At 67.7% G+C, this 22,185-nt stretch carries 15 protein-coding genes; 11 read left to right on the forward strand and 4 right to left on the reverse strand.

What is annotated here, in order from left to right; translation table 11 throughout:
* Positions 1-5 precede the first annotated feature (5 nt).
* The 3 genes from HWD99_RS01975 to HWD99_RS01985 form a co-directional block, all read right to left on the reverse strand.
* Positions 6-494 (reverse strand): SprT-like domain-containing protein, encoded by a 489-nt coding sequence (locus HWD99_RS01975; protein WP_241794559.1) that lies wholly within the window; start codon positions 492-494, stop codon positions 6-8.
* A 90-nt stretch (positions 495-584) separates the two neighbouring features.
* The gene (locus HWD99_RS01980; protein WP_241794560.1) at positions 585-1,112 is read right to left on the reverse strand and encodes a hypothetical protein; all 528 of its coding nucleotides are present in this window, start codon (positions 1,110-1,112) and stop codon (positions 585-587) included.
* A gap of 103 nt (positions 1,113-1,215) precedes the next feature.
* Complete coding sequence (locus tag HWD99_RS01985; protein WP_241794561.1) at positions 1,216-2,076, reverse strand: spermidine synthase; 861 nt, start codon at positions 2,074-2,076, stop codon at positions 1,216-1,218.
* A gap of 183 nt (positions 2,077-2,259) precedes the next feature.
* On the opposite strand from HWD99_RS01985, the gene HWD99_RS01990 reads away from it, so the two are divergent.
* The 5 genes from HWD99_RS01990 to HWD99_RS02010 are packed head-to-tail and all read left to right on the forward strand — an operon-like array spanning position 2,260 to position 7,787.
* Positions 2,260-3,552: a sugar ABC transporter substrate-binding protein gene (locus HWD99_RS01990; RefSeq protein WP_241794562.1), complete on the forward strand. Its 1,293-nt coding sequence runs from the start codon at positions 2,260-2,262 to the stop codon at positions 3,550-3,552.
* 14 nt (positions 3,553-3,566) lie between these two features.
* The gene (locus HWD99_RS01995) at positions 3,567-4,547 is read left to right on the forward strand and encodes a carbohydrate ABC transporter permease (RefSeq protein ID WP_241794563.1); all 981 of its coding nucleotides are present in this window, start codon (positions 3,567-3,569) and stop codon (positions 4,545-4,547) included.
* Positions 4,544-5,377, forward strand: coding sequence for a carbohydrate ABC transporter permease (locus HWD99_RS02000; RefSeq protein ID WP_241794564.1), 834 nt, complete (start codon positions 4,544-4,546; stop codon positions 5,375-5,377). The genes HWD99_RS01995 and HWD99_RS02000 overlap by 4 nt, the downstream gene beginning before the upstream one ends.
* Positions 5,374-6,900: a glycoside hydrolase family 3 protein gene (locus tag HWD99_RS02005; protein ID WP_241794565.1), complete on the forward strand. Its 1,527-nt coding sequence runs from the start codon at positions 5,374-5,376 to the stop codon at positions 6,898-6,900. Before HWD99_RS02000 ends, HWD99_RS02005 begins: the two co-directional genes overlap by 4 nt.
* A gap of 14 nt (positions 6,901-6,914) precedes the next feature.
* Complete coding sequence (locus HWD99_RS02010; protein WP_241794566.1) at positions 6,915-7,787, forward strand: MurR/RpiR family transcriptional regulator; 873 nt, start codon at positions 6,915-6,917, stop codon at positions 7,785-7,787.
* Between the two features lie 42 nt (positions 7,788-7,829).
* Here the strand turns inward: HWD99_RS02010 and HWD99_RS02015 are convergent, their stop codons facing one another.
* Positions 7,830-8,750: a sugar kinase gene (locus HWD99_RS02015; protein WP_241794567.1), complete on the reverse strand. Its 921-nt coding sequence runs from the start codon at positions 8,748-8,750 to the stop codon at positions 7,830-7,832.
* A gap of 166 nt (positions 8,751-8,916) precedes the next feature.
* Between HWD99_RS02015 and HWD99_RS02020 the strand changes: the two genes are divergently transcribed.
* From HWD99_RS02020 to rpoC, 6 genes are all read left to right on the forward strand, one after another.
* Positions 8,917-10,590, forward strand: a complete 1,674-nt coding sequence (locus tag HWD99_RS02020) for an ABC transporter substrate-binding protein (RefSeq protein WP_241794568.1) — start codon at positions 8,917-8,919, stop codon at positions 10,588-10,590.
* 87 nt (positions 10,591-10,677) lie between these two features.
* Positions 10,678-11,682: an ABC transporter permease gene (locus tag HWD99_RS02025; RefSeq protein WP_241794569.1), complete on the forward strand. Its 1,005-nt coding sequence runs from the start codon at positions 10,678-10,680 to the stop codon at positions 11,680-11,682.
* A 34-nt stretch (positions 11,683-11,716) separates the two neighbouring features.
* Positions 11,717-12,682, forward strand: coding sequence for an ABC transporter permease (locus HWD99_RS02030; protein ID WP_241794570.1), 966 nt, complete (start codon positions 11,717-11,719; stop codon positions 12,680-12,682).
* Positions 12,679-14,373: an ABC transporter ATP-binding protein gene (locus HWD99_RS02035; protein WP_241794571.1), complete on the forward strand. Its 1,695-nt coding sequence runs from the start codon at positions 12,679-12,681 to the stop codon at positions 14,371-14,373. The genes HWD99_RS02030 and HWD99_RS02035 overlap by 4 nt, the downstream gene beginning before the upstream one ends.
* 220 nt (positions 14,374-14,593) lie before the next feature.
* Entirely contained in the window at positions 14,594-18,094 is a 3,501-nt protein-coding gene (locus HWD99_RS02040; RefSeq protein WP_194764634.1) for a DNA-directed RNA polymerase subunit beta, read from the forward strand.
* Between the two features lie 85 nt (positions 18,095-18,179).
* The gene (gene rpoC / locus HWD99_RS02045) at positions 18,180-22,055 is read left to right on the forward strand and encodes a DNA-directed RNA polymerase subunit beta' (RefSeq protein ID WP_241794572.1); all 3,876 of its coding nucleotides are present in this window, start codon (positions 18,180-18,182) and stop codon (positions 22,053-22,055) included.
* The last annotated feature ends 130 nt before the right edge of the window (positions 22,056-22,185 follow it).

Here is a 22,185-nt window from a genome sequence, read left to right on the forward strand (position 1 = left end):
GTCGATCAGCGTGACATCTGCGCGGCCAGGCGGGTGTCGGCCGTGATCTCGCGCCGGGTCCAGGTGAACTGATACCGGGCGTCGAAGGAGCGCGAGCAGCGCGCGCACGACGTGGGTCGTGACGGACGGCGGTGCCGATACGTGACGTGACCCGCGGCGCAGGTGCCGACCCACGGGGCGAGCTCGACGGCCGTCTCGCCGTGATGGGTGGTGCCGCCCACGTAGCCCAGCTCGCGAGCCACGCGCTTCCATGCGGGCCCGTGCGCGGCGGCGTGCCCCGCCAGCGCATGCGCGACCTCGTGCAGCAGCACCTGATGGATGTCGTCGTCGTCGAACCGGGCCGCCAGATACCGCGACACCGTGATGCGCTTCTTCGTGTAGTCGCACTGCCCTGCGCGACGCTTCGCATGATCGAACCCGAAGGACCAGCTGTCGTCGAGGTGCAGCGCGATCAGTGCCTCGCCCCAGACCCGCACCCGGTCAAGTTCCGCCATGCGCTCAGGCTAAGCCATGCCGCCGACATCGCGGAGCATCCGGGCGTCAGCCGACGGGCATCCGGGCGTCAGCCGACGGGCATCCGGGCGTCAGCCGACGGGCAGAGGGGCGACGCGGTGCCGTTCCGCCGCCTCGATCGCGAGGAGCACGGTCTCGAGCTCGCTGTCGGCGGCCCCGGCTTCGCGGCGCAGGAACAGCGACTGCTTGAAACTCTCCCTGGCGGTCTCGTAATCGCCGGCCTCGTAGGCGTTCTTGCCGTGGTGCTGGTGTGCGAACGCCGCGATCGAGAGCCATCGCTGGCCCTCGGCCTCCGCCGCGCACGTCGCGAGCTCCTGCTCCGCGGCGGCGTGCGCGCCGCGGTACTGCAGAACGGTGGCGTGCAGAACCCGCGCGCGCAGCACGTCTCTGCGGGTGCCCGCCATCCGGGCCTGGCGCACTGTCGTGTCGGCGAGGGCGAGGGACTCGTCGAGACGACCGAGCACCTTGAGCAGCCACACGCGCTCGAGCAGGGCGGGAAGACTGCGCTGCTCCTCGATCTCCGCGAGTCGCGCCGCGCATTCATCGAGATCGACCAGTTCGCGAAGACTCTCCCGGTCGTATCCTCGGATGAAACTCATTGCTCTCCTTCCGCAGCGTCCCCTCGACCAGTCTGCCCCGAGAGTGCTCGCTCCGTCGGTCGGCACGCCCCGCTCGCTCGCATCCGGGTGCGATCCGAGCTGTTCAGCGCAGGAAGAGAGACGCGTCGGGACGGGGGGATGCCACGGCGTCCTGATCGGTCACGACGCGCGCACCCTGCACGAATGCCGCGACCTCCGCCCCCTGCGCGATCTTCGCCGGGTGCGGCCCCGCGGCGAGCATCCGCGGAAGCCACTCGGTGGGCAGCGGACCGGCGGAGGCGGCGATCACGAGATTGCCGAATCGCCTCCCCTTCAGCACCTGTGCGTCGGCGAGGATGGCGACCTCGGGCAGCACCTCGGCGATCGTCGCGACCTGCCGGCGGGCGAACGCGAGTCCCGGTCCGTCGGCGACATTGATGAGGAGCACTCCCGCCGGACCGAGCAGCTCGGCGATCTCGCGGTAGAACTCGATGCTGGTGAGGTGCGCCGGGGTCTGCGCGCCGGAGAAGACATCCGACACCACGAGGTCGCAGCTGCCGACGATCGCCGGGGGCAGTCGACGCACACCCTCTCGGGCGTCGCCGATGCGCAGCCGGATGGCGGCGCCGCGGGGGAGGGGCAGATGCTCACGCACCAGCGCGATGAGCGGCGCCTCGAGCTCGATGACCTGCTGGCGCGAGCCGGGCCTCGTCGCGTCGATGTAGCGGGGGATGGTCAGCGCTCCGGCGCCGAGGTGCACGGCAGTGAGAGCTCCGGCGGGGAGCTGATCGATCACGGCTCCCATGCGCACGATGTATTCGAAGTGAAGGTGCGTAGGATCGTCGAGGTCGACATGCGACTGAGGGGTGCCGTCGACCACCAGTTCGAAGCCGCTCGTGAACTCCGACGGGATGACGCGGGCCTCCCCGCCATGGTCGAGCCGGGTGTGCGGATGCTCGGCGTCGCGTGCTCGTGTCCGTCCCATTCCTCGAGACTACGCGGCTCTCAGACGCCGGTGGGACGGGCAGGGAGCGGGCCTCCGAGGCCCGATGTTACGGGCAAGTGACGTTTCCGGGAATAACTTGCAGGGAATTAGTTAGTGATGAATACTTTTTCCTAACCGGGTGGGTTCCCGAAGCCACCAGGACGTTCAAAGAGGAGATCCCTGATGCATAAGCGCATTCTTCCGGTCGTGGCGCTCGGCGCCGTGGCCACCCTGGGCCTGGCGGCCTGCGCCGGTGGCGCGACCGACAACGGCGGGTCTGCAGACGGAGAGGGCCAGGAGCTCACCGTCTGGATCATGAAGGGCACCAACCCCGACGCGAGCGCGTTCTACGACGAGGTGTCCGCGGCGTTCGAGGAGGAGACCGGAGCGACGGTCACGATCGAGGAGATCCAGTGGGCCGACGCCCACGATCGCTTCGTGACGTCGATCGCCGGTGGCACGACCCCCGACATCGCCGAGACCGGTACGACCTGGACCGCCGAGTTCGCGGATGCCGGCGCCCTCGAGCCGATCGACGAGTACGTCGACGCCGAGAAGGGGCTGCGCGACGACCTCGTCGAAGGTCTCGCCGTCGCCGGAACCTATGACGACGAGCTGTACGGCATGCCCTGGTACGCCGGTGTGCGCTCGATCGTCTACCGCACCGACGTGTTCGAGGAGCTCGGCCTCGAGGCTCCGAAGACGTGGGACGACATCGTCACCGCGGGTGAGGCCATCAAGGCCGCCAAGCCCGACATGCTCCCGTTCCCGGTCGCCGGCGACGCCGAGTTCCAGGTCTACCCCTGGGTGTGGGGCGCGGGCGGAGAGGTCGCGACCCTCGACGGCAAGACCTGGACCAGCGAGCTCGACAGCGACGAGTCGCAGGCCGGAATCGAGTTCTACACCGGACTCGCCACCGAGCACGGCTTCTCGTCGGCCGGTGCGACCACGTGGAAGGAGACCGACCTCCGCGACTCGTTCACGCAGGGCAACGTCGCGATGATGCTCTCCGGTTCCTGGACCCCGAAGGCGCTGATCGAGGCGAACCCCGACCTCGACGGCAAGATCGGCGCGGCCGTGATCCCCGGTGAGGACGGCGGCATCGCTCCGTCGGTGCTCGGCGGCTCGCACCTGTCGGTGTTCAACACCACCGAGAACCCGGAGCTCGCCTGGGAGTTCGTCAAGCTCATGACCACCGGCGAATTCGCCGAGAAGTGGGCGGACGAGACCGGGTACTTCCCGGGCGTCCAGTCGGCGATGGAAGAGGCGCTCGCCTCGACCGACCCGCTCGTCGCTCCGTTCGCGCAGCAGATGGTCGAGGGCGGAGCATCCGTGCCGGTGACCCCCAACTTCGGCGCCGTGCAGGCCAAGAAGACGACCAACTCGATGATCCAGGCGATCCTCAGCGGACAGAAGGACGTCGCCACCGCGACGAAGGATGCCGCTGCTGAGATGACCGACCTGCTCAACCAGTAAGGCTGTATCCCTCCATGTCGATGGTGCAAGCGCCACTGCCGGCCACGAAGGCGGAGTCCACCTCCGCCTCCGTGGCCGGCGGCCGGCCGCAGAAGAAGCGAGGACTCTCGCTGATCTCGGCTCGTCCCTGGCTCCTCCTCGCCCCGGGCCTGGTCATCCTCGCGGTGCTCATGCTCTGGCCTCTCGTCCAGGTCGTCATCTACTCTCTGCAGGACTACGGTCTGCGCGAGATCAACACCGGTGAGAGCAACTGGATCGGCGTCGACAACTACGTCGAGGCGCTCACCAACCCGACGCTCTGGACCGTGGTGCTGCCGAACACCGTCGGCTTCGCCGCCGTCGCCGTGTTCGTCACGGTCGCCGTGGGCACTCTCGTCGCGCTGCTCCTCGCACGACTCGGCACCGTGTGGCGCACGATCGTCTCGAGCTGCATCATGGTCGCGTGGGCGATGCCCGCGGTGACCGGCACCTACGTCTGGACCTTCATCTTCGATGCCGACCGGGGCATCTTCAACTCCGTCCTGACCGACCTCGGCCTGATGGACGATCCGGTCAACTGGTTCACGAACCAGTGGTCGTTCTACGCCATCGTGCTCCTCAACGTCGTGCACCACGGCTTCCCGTTCGTGGCGATCACGGTGCTCGCCGGACTCCTCGGCGTCTCGAAGGAGATGCTCGAGGCCGCAGCCCTCGACGGCGCGAACGCGTGGATGCGGTTCTGGAAGATCATCTTCCCCACCCTGAAGCCCGTCTTCTCCGTCGTCATCATCCTGTCGACCATCTGGGACTTCAAGGTCTTCGCGCAGGTCTACCTCATGCCCGGCGGTGGTGGCGGCAACCGGTCGGTGCTGAACCTCGGCGTCTGGTCGTACGTCGAGTCCTTCGGCCAGAACCGGTACGGATTCGGCGCCGCACTCGCCGTCCTGCTCACCCTCGTGCTGATCGGCATCACGATCGTGTACATCCGCTCCCTCATGAAGGAGGACGAGCTGTGAACCCCCGCCCGTCTGTCATGTCGCGCGTCGGCACCGGCATCGCGATCGCCGCGGTCCTCATCTTCACCCTGTTCCCCGTCTACTGGATGGTCTCCAGCGCGCTCGACGGCAAGGCCTCCAGCGGCGGACAGTCGCTGCTGCCGCAGGAGTTCACGTTCGACAACTTCGCGTACGTCCTCACCGACGGCGGGTTCGGCACGTACCTGCGCAACTCGGCGATCGTCGCTCTGGTGACGGTGCTGGTCAGCGCGCTGGTCTGCCTGCTCGCGGCCGTCGCGGTCGCGCGCTTCCGCTTCAAGTTCCGCACCACGATCCTCATGATGATCCTGGTCGTGCAGATGGTGCCGCTCGAGGCCCTCGTCATCCCGCTCTTCCTGCAGGTCAAGAGCCTCGGGCTGCTCAACAGCATCCTGGGACTCATGGTCGTGTACGTCGCGCTGTCCCTCGCCTTCGGCATCTGGATGCTGCGCGGTTTCGTCGCGGCCGTTCCGGTGGAGCTCGAAGAGGCCGCCTACATCGACGGCGCCAGCTGGTGGCGGATGTTCCGGTCCATCCTGCTGCCGCTCGTGATGCCGGGTCTCGTCGCGACGAGCATCTTCAGCTTCATCACGGCGTGGAACGAGTTCATCTTCGCGATGACGATCCTCGGCAGCGCGACCGACCAGTACACGGTGTCGATCGGTCTGAAGTCCTTCTTCGGCCTGCACTCGAACGACTGGGGCAGCATCATGGCCGCGTCGACGATCATCACGATCCCGGTCATGATCTTCTTCGTCATCGTGCAGCGGCGCCTGTCCGCCGGTATGGTCGCCGGAGCGGTGAAGGGATGAGCGACGAGCTCGAGCGTCTCGCGAACGGCGTTCTCTGGCCCGGCTTCTACGGCACCGAGGCCCCGGGGTGGTTGCTCGACGCGCTGCGCGGGGGACTCGCCGGCGTCGTGTACTTCGGCCAGAACGTCGGCGAGGGTCTCGCGGCGCTGAGCGCGCAGATCCTCACCGCCAACCCCGACGCGCTCATCGGGATCGACGAAGAGGGCGGCAGCGTCACGCGCCTCGAGTCCGTCTCGGGATCGACCCTGGCGGGCGCCGCCCAGCTCGGTCTGGTCGACGATCTCGCGGCGACCGAGGCGACGGGTGCCGAGCTCGCGCGCCGTGTCCGCGCGATCGGCGGCAACGTCGTGCTCGGCCCGGTCGCCGACGTCAACACGGACCCGCGCAACCCGGTGATCGGGGTCCGGTCCTTCGGCGGCGACGAGCGCCTGGTCTCCCGGCACGTCGTCGCCGAGGTCGAGGGGCTTCAGCGCGCGGGCGTCGCCGCCTGCGTCAAGCACTTCCCGGGCCACGGCGACACCCACGTGGACTCGCATCACGCTCTTCCGGAGATCTCCCTCGACATCGCGGAGTTCGACCGCGTGCACCTCGAGCCGTTCCGTGCGGCGGTCGCCGCGGGCGTCGACACCATCATGACGGCCCACATCGTGGTGCCCGCGTGGGGCTCAGAGCCTGCGACGCTCAACCCGCGGATCCTCGGGATGCTGCGGGAGTGGGGCTTCGAGGGCGTCATCATCACCGACGCGCTCGACATGGCCGCGATCCGCGAGACGGTCGGGATCGGCGTCGGCGCCGCTCGCGCCCTCGCGGCGGGGGCCGACCTGCTGTGCATCGGCAACCCGACGAACCCCGGCAGGGAGGTCCATCCCGACCAGGACCTCCGCGACTATCTCTCCGCCCGCGATGGGATCGTCGACGCGCTCCGTGACGGCTCGCTGCCGCGGGCACGGGTCGAGGAGGCGGCGCGTCGCGTCGCCGCTCTCGCGCAGACGCTGCGTGCGCGTGCCGCGGACTCTCACGACGACGCCGCACCCGACGCCGCACCGGGGGCCGACAGCATCGTGCGCCGCGCGGTCCGCGGTGCACGCGGCGACGCCGCCGAACTGGCGGTGCTCGACGCGCGGCGTCGATCATCGCTCGCGATCGACAGCGCGGCCGCCTACGTCGCCGCGACTCTCGCCGGTGACGGGCACGTCGCGCGACTCGACGTCGCACGCACCTCGGTGCAGGAGCAGGATGCGGCGCTCGACGAGGTGATCGCCGCCGAGGGGCGGACGGTCGTGCTCGTCGACCGACCTGACGCCGACGACGACCAGCGCGCCCTGATCGAACGCGCGGCCGAGCGCGACCCCGGTGCGGTGGTCGTGAACGTCGGGCTCCCGTCCCAGCGTCCGCTCGTGCTCCCCACCGTCGAGGTGGGGGCCGCCAGCCGCGTCGGAGCGCAGGCCGCCAGGGATCGGCTGCGCGGAGCATACGCGCGCAGCGCCGGTTCGTCACCGGGTGACGCCGAACACGACGACTGAGGCAGGATGGCCACGTGGACGCTGATGTTCTTGCACTGGTACGCCGAGCCGTACCGCGCCTGAGCGCCGCGGAGGCCAAGGTCGCCGAGACGATACTCGGCGACCCCACGCTCGTCGTCGATCTCGCGATCAACGATCTGGCGCGCTTGTGCAGCACATCGCTGTCGACCGTCGCGCGCTTCGCCCAGTCGCTCGGCTTCAGCGGGTATCGCGAACTCCGTGTGGCCGTCGCCCGCACGGTCACGTTGGCGCAGGCGCAGCAGGCGCGTTTCGGACTCGACACCACCGCGATCAGTCCCGACGACGAGCCCGCGGCGATCGCCGCGAAGCTCGCTGCCCAGGAGATCGACGCGATAGAGAAGACCGCTCGGGGCCTCGACGCCGCGGCGCTGGACCGGGTGGCTCTCGCGCTGGTCGAGGCACGGCACATCGACCTGTTCGGCCAGGCGGCATCGTCGCTCACTGCGCAGGACCTGCAGCAGAAGCTCGCGCGCATCGGATGCTCGGTGGCGCATTCGGCCGATCCTCACCTCGCCGTCACGACCGCCTCGCTGCGCTCGTCGGAGGACGTGGTCATCGGCTTCTCGCACGGCGGGGAGACGGCCGAGGTCGTGCAGGCGATCGAGGTCGCCCGCGACGCCGGAGCCCTGTCCGTCGCGATCACGAGCGCGGGAGATTCCACGCTGGCCCTGGCGGCCGACATCGCTCTGCTGACCCACGCCCACGAGTCGCCCTTCCGCATGGCGGCGATGTCGAGCCGCATCGCTCAGCTGGCGCTCGTCGACATCCTGTTCGTGCGGGTCGTGCAGCATCGCGGCGAGCCTGTCTCGATCCCGCTGCAGCTCACCCATCAGGCGGCCGCTCCGCGTCGCCGCCCTCCGAGCTGAATCGACGGACCCGCTGTCGGCCGCCGGCGTCGACCGGGTGACTCAGTCGATGTGATCGCGCGTGCTGGTGAGCGCCCGCGTCGCGATCCGGTGCGCTCGGGCGAGGCTCCCGGTGAGCGACAGTCCGCTGAGGACCCCGGCGAGGAACCCGGCGGCGAACGCGTCCCCGGCGCCGACGGTCTCGACGACGGGCGCGTCCAGCGCGGCGCTCTCGATGCGCTCCGCGCCGTCGTACGCGGTGGCACCGCCGGGACGGGTCACGACCAGGTGTCTCGGCTGAGGAAGGAGCGTTCGCAGGCTGTCCGGATCGGAGGTGCCGAACACGGCGTCGGCGTCCGCCCCCGTGCAGAAGACCACATCCGCCCGGCGCGCGTAGTCGGTGATCGCGGCCCGTCCCTCGTCGTGGCGTCCGCGCCACAGTGCCGGGCGCCAGTTCACGTCGAAGCTGATCAGCCCGGACTCCCGAGGGGCAGCGAAGACCGCATCCTGCGCCGCGCGGGCCGTGTCCGACAGCGCAGGGGTGATGCCGGTGGTGTGCACGAGCGCAGCCCGCTGGATCAGCCGCGAGACATCGGGCAGGGCGATGGTCTCGGGGGACATCGCGGCGGCCGCGGATCCGCGGCGGTAGTAGTGCATCGCGCTGTCGACGGACCCCTCGGGGAGGGGCCTGAGCTCCTTCACGTACAGGCCGGTGGGAGCCTCCGGATCGACCTCGATCGCCGAGTCGTCGACTCCGTGTCGACGAAGCTCCGCGCGCAGGAAGCGCCCGAAGCCGTCGTCGCCGACGCGGGACACGACCGCTGCGCCGACGCCCGCGGATGCCAGCGCGATCGCGGTGTTCCATTCGGCTCCGGCGAGGGAGCGGTGGAACGTGCGGCAGTCCTCGAGGGGGCCGGCGACCGAGGGGACGAGAGAGACCAGACCCTCGCCGAGACACACGGCGAGGGGAGAGGAGTCGGGCACGATCTGGAGATTACCGGATCACTTCGGTGAATCATCCGATACCGGAATGCAACCTGGAGATGTTTCGGATCGGTCGGCGCACTGGGTAGCGTCGATGCAACACGATTTCCGGACCCGAAGACGTCTCCGGAACGCGCACAGCAGCGCTCGACAGGAAGGTCACACAATGCACCACACAGTCATGCGTCGGCGAGGACTCCTCGCCGTATCCGGGGCGGCACTCGCCGCACTGGTCCTCTCGGGGTGCGTCGCCAGCGAGCGCGGCGACGACGGTGCGGAGGGCTCGGGCGATGTCGACGGTACGTTCGTGTTCGCCGCCTCGTCCGATCCGGCCAGCCTCGATCCCGCCTTCGCGCAGGACGGTGAGAGCTTCCGCGTCTCGCGGCAGATCTTCGAAGGACTCGTGGGCACCGAGCCCGGAACGGCCGACCCGGCGCCGCTGCTCGCCGAGTCGTGGGAATCGTCGGATGACGGCATGAGCCACACGTTCGCGCTGAAGGAGGACGTCACCTTCCACGACGGCACCCCGTTCAATGCCGAGGCCGTGTGCGCGAACTTCGACCGCTGGTACAACTGGACCGGCCTCGCGGCCTCCGAGGCGTTCGGCTACTACTACAACAAGCTCTTCAAGGGCTACGCCGACAACCCCGCGGATGCCGTCTACAAGTCGTGCACGCCCGACGGCGACTACTCGGTCACCGTCGAGCTGAACAAGCCGTTCGCCGGCTTCATCGCCTCTCTCTCGCTGCCGTCGTTCGGCATGCAGAGCCCCTCCGCGCTGTCGGAGTTCGGCGCAGACGACGTCAGCGGCTCGGCCGAGGCGCCCGTGCTCTCCGAGTACGCGATGGGCCACCCCGTCGGCACCGGTCCCTTCGAGTTCGAGGAATGGGCTCCCGGTGAGCAGGTCACCCTCAAGGCCTACGACGGCTACTGGGGCGATGCCGGCCAGGTCGACGAGATCATCTTCCGCACCATCGACGACCCGACCGCGCGTCGTCAGGCGCTCGAGTCCGGCTCGATCGACGGCTACGACCTCGTCGGCCCCGCCGACACCAAGGCGCTCGAGGACGACGGCTTCACGATGGTGTCGCGTCCGCCGTTCACGATCCTCTACCTGGCGTTCAACCAGGCCGTCCCCGCGCTGCAGGACCCCAAGGTGCGCGAGGCGCTCTCGTACGCGGTCGACAAGGACGCGCTGATCAGCCAGGTCCTGCCCGAGGGCACGGAGAAGGCGATCGAGTTCGTCCCCGACACCGTCAACGGATACAACCCCGACGTGACGACGTACGACTACGACCCCGAGAAGGCCAAGTCGCTGCTCGCAGAGGCCGGCTACACCGAGGCCAACCCGCTGAAGCTCGACTTCAACTACCCGGTCAACGTGTCGCGTCCGTACATGCCGGACCCCGAGCAGATCTTCACGGTCCTCTCGTCGCAGCTCGCCGAGGTCGGCGTCGAGACCACCCCGGTCTCGGAGGAGTGGGTCGAGTACCTCGACCGCACCACCGGCACCCCGGACCACGGCATCCACCTGCTGGGCTGGACCGGCGACTACAACGACACCGACAACTTCGTCGGCGTCTTCTTCGGACAGCAGAGCTCGGAGTGGGGCTTCGACAACCCGGAGCTGTTCCAGAAGCTGAACGAGGCCCGTGGTGTGTCGAGCCTCGAGGACCAGACGGCGCTCTACGAGGACATCAACGAGATGGTCGCGCAGTTCATCCCGGGTGTGCCGCTCGCGCACCCGGCGCCGACCCTGGCGTTCGACCCGCGCGTCGAGAGCTACCCCGCCAGCCCGGTGAACGACGAGGTCTTCACGGACATCGTCCTGACCGAGTAGGTCCGACCGACTGAGATGCCCTCCCGGGTCCCCGCGCGCGGCGCGGGGACCCGGGACCGGCGTCGCTCCTGATCAACGGAGACCTTCTTGCTGCGCACCATCGGCAGGCGACTGCTATTCCTCATCCCCACCCTGATCGGCCTCAGCATCCTGCTGTTCGCCTGGGTCAGGGCCCTGCCCGGCGGCCCCGCCGTCGCTCTTCTCGGTGAGAAGGCGACCCCGGATGCCATCGCCAGGGTCAACGAGCTCTACGGCTTCGACAGGCCGATCATCGAGCAGTACTTCATCTGGGTCGGCCGCCTCCTGCAGGGCGACTTCGGTACGTCGATCCAGACGAACCGTCCCGTGGTGGAGGAGTTCTTCCGGCGCTTCCCCGCGACCATCGAGCTGAGCGTCGTGGCGCTCATCTTCGCGGTGGGCGTCGGCATCCCGCTCGGGTACTGGGCGGCGCGCCGTCACGGCAAGTTCACCGACCACGCGTCGGTGGTCTTGAGCCTGATCGGCATCACCATCCCGGTGTTCTTCCTCGCCTTCATCCTCAAGTACGTCTTCGCCGTGCAGCTGGGCTGGCTGCCGTCCGACGGCCGGCAGAACCCCCGCATCGACGCGACCCACGTGACCGGCTTCTATGTGTGGGACGGCATCATCACCGGCGAGTTCGACGCCGCGTGGGACGCGTTCCTGCACCTCGTGCTCCCGGCCCTCGCGCTGGGCACGATCCCGCTCGCGATCATCGTCCGCATCACGAGGGCCAGCGTTCTCGAGGTGCAGAACGCCGACTACGTGCGCACCGGTCGCGCGAAGGGCGTGGGCGCCTCGACACTGCGGAGCCGCTTCATCCTGCGCAACGCGATGCTGCCGGTCATCACGACCATCGGCCTGCAGACGGGGCTCCTCATCTCGGGAGCGGTGCTCACGGAGACCGTGTTCGCCTTCCCCGGCATCGGCTCGTTCCTCGCGAGAGCGATCTTCACGAGGGACTTCCCGGTGCTGCAGGGCTTCATCATCTTCATCGCGATCGCCTACGCGCTGATCAACCTCGCGGTCGACGTGTCCTACAGCTTCATCGACCCGAGAGTGCGGGTGCAGTGATGTCCCGTCTCGTTCTCCGAAAGGGGGTGGCGTCATGACCATCTCGCTCCCACCCGCGCAGGGCCCGTCGGCCGCGAGCGGCGAGGTCGTCGACACCGTCGCCGTCGGCCAGGCCGGTCTGAAAGAAGGACCCGGCGGGTTCTGGCGTGACGTGTTCCGCCGACTCCGCCGCAACCCCACCGCCTGGATCGGCGCCGGCATCGTGCTGGCGTTCCTCGTCGTGGCGCTGCTCGCCCCCGTGCTCGCTCCGTATCCCGAGACGGCGCTGCCCGGCGCGAAGTACATCACGCCGACGAACATCCCCGGCCCCGGCGAGCTGCCGGAGTTCCCCCTCGGGCTCGACCGCTTCGGCGGCGACGTCCTGTCCAAGCTCATCTGGGGTGCACAGGCCTCGCTGCTGATCGGCGTCATCTCGACGGCGATGGGCCTGGTCGGCGGCATGACCCTCGGACTCCTCGCCGGCACGTTCGGCGGCTGGGTCGACACGATCATCATGCGCGTCGTCGACATCATCCTGTCGGTGCCGAACCTGCTGCTGGCCGTCTCGATCGCGGCGATCCTGGGGCAGACGCCGTTCGCAGTGATGATCGCGATCGGCGCCTCGCAGGTGCCGATCTTCGCCCGTCTGCTGCGCGCGTCGATGCTGCAGCAGCGATCCAGCGACTACGTGCTCTCGGCACAGACCCTCGGTCTGGGACGTGGGCAGATCACGATGTCGCACGTGCTTCCGAACGCCATCGGGCCGGTCATCGTGCAGGGGACGCTCACGCTCGCCACCGCGGTCATCGACGCCGCGGCGCTGTCGTTCCTCGGTCTCGGCGGCGGCCGCCCCGAGACGGCGGAGTGGGGCCGGATGCTCACCTACGCGCAGGCGGAACTCGCCATCGCGCCGTGGCTGGCGTTCCTGCCCGGCATCTGCATCGCGGTCACCGCGCTCGGCTTCACCCTGTTCGGTGAGGCGCTGCGCGAGGCCATGGACCCGAGGACGAGAGCACGATGAGCGCTGCGAAAGAGAACCACATGACGGATGCACCGCTGCTGTCGGTCGAGGGACTCGCGGTCGACTTCGCCACCATGGACGGCGTGGTCCACGCCGTCGAGGGCGTCGACCTCGAGATCGCGCCGGGGCAGACCGTCGCGATCGTGGGGGAGTCGGGCTCGGGCAAGTCGACGACCGCGATGGCGATCATCGGTCTGCTCGCCGGGGGAGGGCGCGTGGCCGCGGGCAGCATCCGCCTCGACGGACGCGAGATCGCGCACGCCCCTGAGCACGAGCTGCGCACGATCCGCGGACGCGACATCGGTCTCGTTCCGCAGGACCCGATGTCGAACCTGAACCCGGTCGCCAAGATCGGCACCCAGGTGGCGGAGACCCTCCTCGCTCACGGACTCGCGAACCGGCAGAACGTGCAGCAGAAGGTCGTCGAGGCGCTCACCGCGGCGGGGCTGCCCGACCCGGAGCGGCGCGCGAAGCAGTATCCGCATGAGTTCTCGGGCGGCATGCGTCAGCGAGCGCTGATCGCGATCGGCCTCGCGTGCAAGCCGCGGCTGCTGATCGCCGACGAGCCGACCAGTGCGCTCGACGTCACGGTGCAGCAGACGATCCTCGATCAGATCGGTGCGATGACGAGGGAGCTCGGCACCGCCGTGCTGCTCATCACCCACGACCTGGGTCTCGCGGCGGAGCGGGCCGAGCGGGTCATCGTGATGCACCGCGGCAAGGTCGTCGAGCAGGGTCCCGCGAAGCAGATCCTCGAGGCGCCGCAGCATCCCTACACGCAGTCGCTGGTGCAGGCGGCTCCGTCGGTGGCGGCGGCACGGCTACGGCCGGAGGCGTTCCATGCCGAGGATCGGCCGGCGGCGGATGCGACGGATGCCGTCGCGCCCAGCGCACCGGCATCCGCCGACAACATCGTCGAGATCGAGAACCTGACCAAGGTGTACCCGGTGCGCGGGCAGAAGGAGGACTTCGTCGCGGTCGACGACGTGTCGCTCGCCATCCCGCGCGGCGAGACGGTCGCGATCGTGGGGGAGTCGGGGTCGGGCAAGACGACGACGGCGCGGATGCTGCTGAAGATCATCGAGCCGACCAGCGGGCTGATCCGGTACGAGGGCAAGGACGTCGCGTCGCTCAGCCGTGCCGAGACGAAGGACTTCCGTCAGAAGGTGCAGCCGATCTTCCAGGATCCGTACTCGAGCCTGAACCCGATGTTCACGATCGAGCGACTGATCTCCGAGCCGCTCGACTTCTACAAGCGGGGGAGCAGCGCCGACCGGCGCAGGCGCGTCCGCCAGCTGCTCGACGACGTGGCGCTGCCGCAGTCGATGCTGCGTCGCTACCCCTCCGAGCTGTCGGGAGGCCAGCGGCAGCGCGTCGCGATCGCCCGCGCACTCGCGCTGTCGCCCGAGCTGATCGTGTGCGACGAGCCCGTGTCGGCCCTCGACGTGCTCGTGCAGGACCAGATCCTCACGCTGCTCGGCGACCTGCAGCGCGAGTACGGCCTCAGCTATCTCTTCATCTCGCACGACCTCGCGGTGGTGCGACTGATCAGCGACTACGTGTGCGTGATGAAGGACGGCTCACTCGTCGAGGCGGCTTCGTCGGAGGAGATCTTCACGAATCCGCGCGATCCCTACACGCGACGCCTGCTGGCGTCGATCCCGGGGAACGAACTGAACATCGCCTCCTGACGATCCGATCCCGACCTTCTCCGGGCGCCAATACCGCAGCGTCCGAAGAAGGTCAAGGATTGAACTTGCCATGTCGCGATATCGCGTCTATAGTTGGTAGTTGCGCTCGCTTCTCCGTGCCCTCATATGGTGGTCGGCATCTCGTTGAGCTATCGGGCGCACACTCCACCTGACGACAAAGGAATCGAGAAGCCCTGCGGGGCTCACGGAGGTTATTCCCTTGGCTGCTGCTCCCAACGCATCCACATCCACCACCACCAAGAACGGACGCGGAGCTTCCCGCCTCTCGTTCGCGAAGATCTCCGACACGCTGACGGTCCCCGACCTTCTCGCTCTGCAGACCGAGTCCTTCGGTTGGCTCGTCGGAAACGACGCCTGGAAGGCGCGGGTCGCCGAGGCGAACGCCGCCGGCCGGACCGACGTGAACCAGGTCTCCGGACTCGGCGAGATCTTCGAGGAGATCTCCCCGATCGAGGACCTCGGCGAGACCATGCAGCTCTCGTTCACGAACCCGTACCTCGAGCCCGAGAAGTACTCGATCGAGGAGTGCAAGGAGCGTGGCAAGACCTACGCCGCTCCGCTGTACGTCGAGGCCGAGTTCATGAACCACCTCACGGGTGAGATCAAGACCCAGACGGTCTTCATGGGCGACTTCCCGCTGCAGACCGACAAGGGAACGTTCATCATCAACGGCTCCGAGCGCGTCGTCGTCTCGCAGCTCGTGCGTTCGCCCGGTGTCTACTTCGACAAGACCCCCGACAAGACGTCCGACAAGGACATCGTCTCGGCGCGCGTCATCCCGAGCCGTGGTGCATGGCTCGAGTTCGAGATCGACAAGCGCGACCAGGTCGGCGTGCGCATCGACCGCAAGCGCAAGCAGTCCGTCACCGTCTTCCTCAAGGCCCTCGGCCTGTCGAGCGAGCAGATCCTCGCCGAGTTCTCGGGCTTCCCCTCGATCGAGGAGACCCTGGCCAAGGACACCATCGTCACGAAGGAAGATGCGCTCCGCGACATCTACCGCAAGCTGCGTCCGGGCGAGCAGGTGGCCGCCGAGGCCGCCCGTGCGCTCCTCGACAACTTCTACTTCAACCCGAAGCGCTACGACCTGGCGAAGGTCGGTCGTTACAAGATCAACCACAAGCTGGGTCTCGACGCGCCGCTGACCGACTCGGTGCTCACCGTCGACGACATCGTCGCGACGATCAAGTACCTCGTCCGTCTGCACGCCGGTGTCGACACGTTCGACGGCATCCGCTCGGGCAAGCAGGCCGAGATCCGCATCGCGACCGACGACATCGACAACTTCGGCAACCGTCGCATCCGCGCGGTCGGCGAGCTCATCCAGAACCAGGTACGCACCGGTCTGTCCCGCATGGAGCGCGTCGTCCGCGAGCGCATGACCACGCAGGACATCGAGGCGATCACGCCGCAGACCCTGATCAACGTGCGCCCCGTCGTCGCCGCGATCAAGGAGTTCTTCGGAACCTCGCAGCTGTCGCAGTTCATGGACCAGAACAACCCGCTCGCGGGTCTGACCAACAAGCGCCGCCTCTCGGCTCTCGGCCCCGGTGGTCTGAGCCGCGACCGCGCCGGTGTCGAGGTCCGTGACGTCCACCCCTCGCACTACGGCCGTATGTGCCCGATCGAGACCCCTGAAGGCCCGAACATCGGTCTGATCGGTGCTCTCGCGACGTTCGCGCGCATCAACTCGTTCGGTTTCATCGAGACCCCGTACCGCAAGGTCGAGGGTGGCGTCGTCACCGAGCACATCGACTACCTGACGGCTTCCGAAGAGGTCGACTTCAACATCGCGCAGGCCAACGCCCCGCTCGATGCCAAGGGTCGCTTCCGCGAGAGCCACGTCCTCGCACGCCCGAAGGGCGGCAGCGGCGAGGTGGACCTCTTCCTCCCCGAGGAGATCGGCTACATCGACGTCTCGCCGCGCCAGATGGTGTCGGTCGCTACCTCGCTCGTGCCGTTCCTCGAGCACGACGACGCGCAGCGCGCACTCATGGGTGCCAACATGCAGCGTCAGGCTGTGCCGCTGCTCCGCAGCGACTCGCCGCTCGTCGGAACCGGTATGGAGGGCTACACCGCCATCGACGCAGGTGACGTGCTCACCGCCGAGAAGGCCGGTGTCGTCACCGAGGTGTCCGCCGATCGCGTCACCGTCATGCTCGACGAGGGGGGAACGCAGGACTACCACCTGCGCAAGTTCGACCGCTCGAACCAGGGCACGTCGTACAACCAGAAGGTCGTCGTCAGCGAGGGCGAGCGCGTCGAGGTCGGAGAGGTCATCGCCGATGGCCCCGCCACCGAGAACGGCGAGCTGGCACTCGGAAAGAACCTCCTCGTCGCCTTCATGACGTGGGAGGGCTACAACTTCGAGGACGCGATCATCCTCAGCCAGGACCTGGTGAAGGACGACACCCTCTCCTCGATCCACATCGAGGAGTACGAGGTCGACGCCCGCGACACGAAGCTCGGCAAGGAGGAGATCACCCGTGACCTCCCCAACGTCAGCCCCGAGCTGCTGAAGGACCTCGACGAGCGCGGCATCATCCGCATCGGCGCCGAGGTCCGCCCCGGCGACATCCTCGTCGGCAAGGTCACGCCGAAGGGCGAGACCGAGCTGTCGGCCGAGGAGCGCCTGCTCCGCGCGATCTTCAACGAGAAGAGCCGCGAGGTCCGTGACACCTCTCTGAAGGTGCCCCACGGTGAGCAGGGCACGATCATCGCCGTCAAGGAGTTCAACGCCGAGGACGGCGACGACGAGCTCGGCTCCGGCGTGAACCGCCGCGTCGTGGTCTACATCGCCCAGAAGCGCAAGATCACCGAGGGTGACAAGCTCGCCGGCCGTCACGGCAACAAGGGTGTCATCGCCAAGATCCTCCCGATCGAGGACATGCCGTTCCTCGCGGACGGAACCCCGGTCGACATCGTGCTCAACCCGCTGGGTATCCCCGGTCGAATGAACTTCGGCCAGGTGCTCGAGACCCACCTCGGGTGGATCGCGAAGCAGGGCTGGAAGGTCGAGGGAACCCCGGAGTGGGCTGCGAAGCTCCCGAAGGACGCTTTCGAGGCCGCTCCCGGAACCAAGGTCGCCACCCCGGTGTTCGACGGTGCGAGCGAGGAGGAGATCTCCGGTCTCCTCGACGCGACCACCCCGACGCGCGACGGTGTCCGCCTGATCGACTCGAGCGGAAAGACGCAGCTGTTCGACGGCCGCTCCGGCGAGCCGTTCCCGGCGCCGATCTCCGTGGGCTACATGTACATCCTGAAGCTGCATCACCTGGTCGACGACAAGATCCACGCGCGTTCGACCGGTCCGTACTCGATGATCACCCAGCAGCCGCTCGGTGGTAAGGCGCAGTTCGGTGGACAGCGATTCGGTGAGATGGAGGTGTGGGCCCTCGAGGCCTACGGCGCCGCGTACGCGCTCCAGGAGCTCCTCACGATCAAGTCCGACGACATCCTCGGCCGCGTCAAGGTGTACGAGGCGATCGTCAAGGGCGAGAACATCCAGGAGCCCGGCATCCCCGAGTCCTTCAAGGTGCTCATGAAGGAGATGCAGTCGCTCTGCCTGAACGTCGAGGTCCTCTCGGCAGACGGCACGCTCGTCAACCTGCGTGACACCGACGACGAGGCCTTCCGCGCTGCGGAGGAGCTCGGCATCAACATCTCCAGCCGCTTCGAGGCCGCCTCGATCGACGAGATCTAAGGTTCAGGCCGCCGCCTGAGCGTGCAGCTCCGGCGGCGGCCCACCTCCCCGATTTCTTCAGAAGAATTCCTACACAGGAGAATTTGTGCTCGAGTCAAACACTTTCGATGAGCTTCGCATCGGTCTCGCGACCGCGGATCACATCCGCGCCTGGTCGTACGGCGAGGTCAAGAAGCCTGAAACCATCAACTACCGCACCCTGAAGCCGGAGAAGGACGGTCTCTTCGGAGAGCAGATCTTCGGCCCGTCCCGCGACTGGGAGTGCGCCTGCGGCAAGTACAAGCGTGTCCGCTTCAAGGGCATCGTCTGCGAGCGCTGCGGCGTCGAGGTCACCAAGAGCTCGGTCCGTCGTGAGCGCATGGGTCACATCGAGCTCGCCGCTCCCGTCACCCACATCTGGTACTTCAAGGGTGTTCCCTCGCGTCTGGGCTACCTGCTCGACATGGCGCCGAAGGACCTCGAGAAGGTCATCTACTTCGCCGCCTACATGGTCATCTCGGTCGACGAGGATGCTCGCCACCGTGACCTGGGCACGCAGGAGAACAACATCCGCCTCGAGCTGAAGACGCTCGGAGACCGTCGCGACGCGAAGATCGCCGAGCGCCTGGCTCGCCTGGAGGAGGAGCTCGCTTCCCTCGAGGCCGAGGGCGCCAAGGCCGACGCGAAGAAGAAGGTCAAGGACGCCGCCGAGAAGGAGATGTCGCTCATCCGCAAGGGTGCCGACGAGGCGATCGCCAAGCTCGAGCGCGTGTGGGAGGACTTCCGCACGCTCGAGGTCGGTGCACTGCGTCCCGAGGACGACGTCTTCCACGAGCTGCAGGACCGCTTCGGTCAGTACTTCGAGGCCTACATGGGTGCCGAGTCGATCCAGCGTCGCCTCGCGGCGTTCGACCTCGCTGCCGAGGCGGAGAGCCTGCACCTGCAGATCTCCGAGGGCAAGGGTCAGCGCAAGATCCGTGCGATCAAGCGTCTGAAGGTCGTCAACTCGTTCCTGGAGACCGGCATGAGCCCGGCCGCCATGGTCCTCGACGTCGTTCCGGTGATCCCGCCGGAGCTGCGCCCGATGGTGCAGCTCGACGGTGGCCGCTTCGCGACCTCCGACCTCAACGACCTCTACCGTCGTGTGATCAACCGCAACAACCGTCTTCGTCGTCTGATCGACCTCGGTGCCCCCGAGATCATCGTCAACAACGAGAAGCGCATGCTGCAGGAGGCCGTCGACGCCCTGTTCGACAACGGTCGCCGTGGTCGTCCCGTCACCGGTACCGGCAACCGCGCCCTGAAGTCCCTCAGCGACATGCTGAAGGGTAAGCAGGGTCGCTTCCGCCAGAACCTGCTCGGCAAGCGCGTCGACTACTCGGGCCGTTCGGTCATCATCGTCGGCCCGCAGCTGAAGCTGCACCAGTGCGGTCTGCCCAAGCAGATGGCTCTGGAGCTCTTCAAGCCGTTCGTCATCAAGCGCCTGATCGACCTCGGTCACTCGCAGAACATCAAGGCGGCGAAGCGCGCCGTCGAGCGCACGCGTCCCGAGGTCTGGGACGTGCTCGAGGAGATCATCCGCGAGCGCCCCGTGCTGCTCAACCGTGCACCCACGCTGCACCGTCTGGGCATCCAGGCGTTCGAGCCTCAGCTCGTCGAGGGCAAGGCCATCCAGCTGCACCCGCTCGTCTGCGCGGCGTTCAACGCCGACTTCGACGGTGACCAGATGGCTGTCCACCTGCCGCTCTCGGTCGAGGCTCAGGCCGAGGCCCGCGTGCTGATGCTCGCGTCGAACAACATCCTGAAGCCGTCTGACGGCCGTCCGGTCACCCTGCCTTCGCAGGACATGATCATCGGTCTGCACCACCTGACCACGGTCAAGGCGGGCGCAGCCGGTGAGGGCCGCGCGTTCGGTTCGGTGGGCGAGGCGATCCTGGCCAAGGACGAGGGCACCCTCGACCTGCAGGCCAAGGTCCGCATCCGCATCCCGGGTCTGACGTTCCTCGAGGGCGAAGCTCCCGAGGGCTACGAGCGCCACGGCCTCGTCGACGCGTCGCTCGGACAGGCGATCTTCAACGACACGCTGCCGAAGGGCTACCCCTTCGTCCGCGAGCAGGCTGACAAGAACAAGCTGTCGCAGATCGTCAACAAGCTGGCCGAGGAGTACCCCAAGGTCGAGACGGCCGCGTCGCTGGACCGCATCAAGGACGCCGGTTTCTACTGGGCCACGCGCTCGGGTGTGACCGTCGCCCTGAGCGACATCCTCACGCCGCCGAACAAGGCTGAGATCGTCGCCGGCTACGAGAAGCAGGCCGCGAAGGTCCAGTCCCAGTACGAGAAGGGCCTCACGACCGACACCGAGCGTCGTCAGGAGCTCATCAAGATCTGGACCGAGGCGACCGACGAGGTGCAGGCCGCGATGAAGGCGCACTTCCCCGAGGACAACACCATCAACCGCATGGTGTCGTCCGGTGCTCGTGGTAACTGGCTGCAGATCCGGAACATCGCCGGTATGCGTGGTCTGGTGAACAACCCCAAGGGTGAGATCATCCCGCGTCCGATCATCTCCTCGTACCGCGAGGGACTGTCGGTTGCGGAGTACTTCATCGCGACGCACGGTACCCGTAAGGGTCTCGCCGACACCGCTCTGCGTACCGCTGACTCGGGTTACCTGACCCGTCGTCTGGTGGATGTCTCGCAGGACGTCATCATCCGCGAAGAGGACTGTGGCACGTCGAAGGGCCTCGAGCTCCCGATCGCCGCTCCGAACTCGCAGGGTGAGCTGGTGCGCGACGCGAACGTCGAGAACTCGGTGTTCGCTCGTACCCTGGCCTCCGACGTGGTCGACAGCAAGGGCGAGGTCCTCGCCTCTGCCGGAGACGACGTGGGCGACGTGCTCATCGACAAGCTGGTCGAGGCGGGTGTCGAGACCATCAAGGTGCGCTCGGTGCTGACCTGTGACTCGGCCGTCGGTGTCTGCGCGCAGTGCTACGGACGTTCGCTCGCGACGGGTAAGACCGTCGACATCGGAGAGGCCGTCGGCATCATCGCGGCCCAGTCGATCGGTGAGCCCGGTACCCAGCTGACGATGCGTACCTTCCACACCGGTGGTTCGGCCTCGGCCGACGACATCACGCAGGGTCTGCCCCGCGTGCAGGAGCTCTTCGAGGCGCGTACCCCCAAGGCTGCGTCGCCCATCGCAGAGGCCGACGGTCGCATCACGATCGACGAGACCGACAAGGCCAAGAGGCTCATCCTCACGCCTGACAACGGTGACGAAGAGGTGATCTACCCGGTGCTGAAGCGTGCGACGCTTCTCGTCGAGGACGGTCAGCACGTCAACGTCGGTCAGCCGCTCCTGGTCGGAACGCTCGACCCCAAGGAGGTCATGCGTGTCATGGGTGCCCGCGAGGTGCAGCGTTACCTCGTCGGCGGCGTCCAGGGCGTCTACCGCTCGCAGGGTGTGCCGATCCACGACAAGCACATCGAGGTCATCGTCCGTCAGATGCTCCGCAAGGTCACCGTCGTCGATCACGCCGACACGACCCTGCTTCCGGGTGAGATGGTCGACCTCAAGCGCTACCAGGCGATCAACCGCGAGGCCGTGGCAGAGGGCAAGCGCCCCGCGTCGGGCCGTTCGGAGCTGATGGGTATCACGAAGGCGTCGCTCGCGACCGAATCGTGGCTGTCGGCCGCCTCCTTCCAGGAGACGACGCGAGTGCTCACCGAGGCTGCCATGCAGGGCAAGCGCGACCCGCTGGTCGGTCTCAAGGAGAACGTCATCATCGGTAAGCTCATCCCCGCCGGAACCGGTCTCTCGAAGTACCGCGACGTCACGGTCGAGGCCACCGAAGAAGCCAAGAGCGAGCGCTACCCGAACCGGATCTTCGCATCCGACGGCGCGTACGCTGACGGCGACTTCGGCTACGTCGACTTCGACGCGTTCTCGACGGACGACATCACGCCGGGTACGTACAATTGACCCGCTTGCGGGTCAAGATTGAGCGAGCACGCGCGTAGCGCGAGCGAGTCGAAACACTGACGTGCTGAGTGAGTGAGAAGGCCCCGGGCGATTTCGCCCGGGGCCTTCTTCGTGCCCCGGCGCCGGGCGG

The organism is Microbacterium sp. C5A9 (assembly GCF_022627955.1).
Lineage (GTDB): Bacteria > Actinomycetota > Actinomycetes > Actinomycetales > Microbacteriaceae > Microbacterium.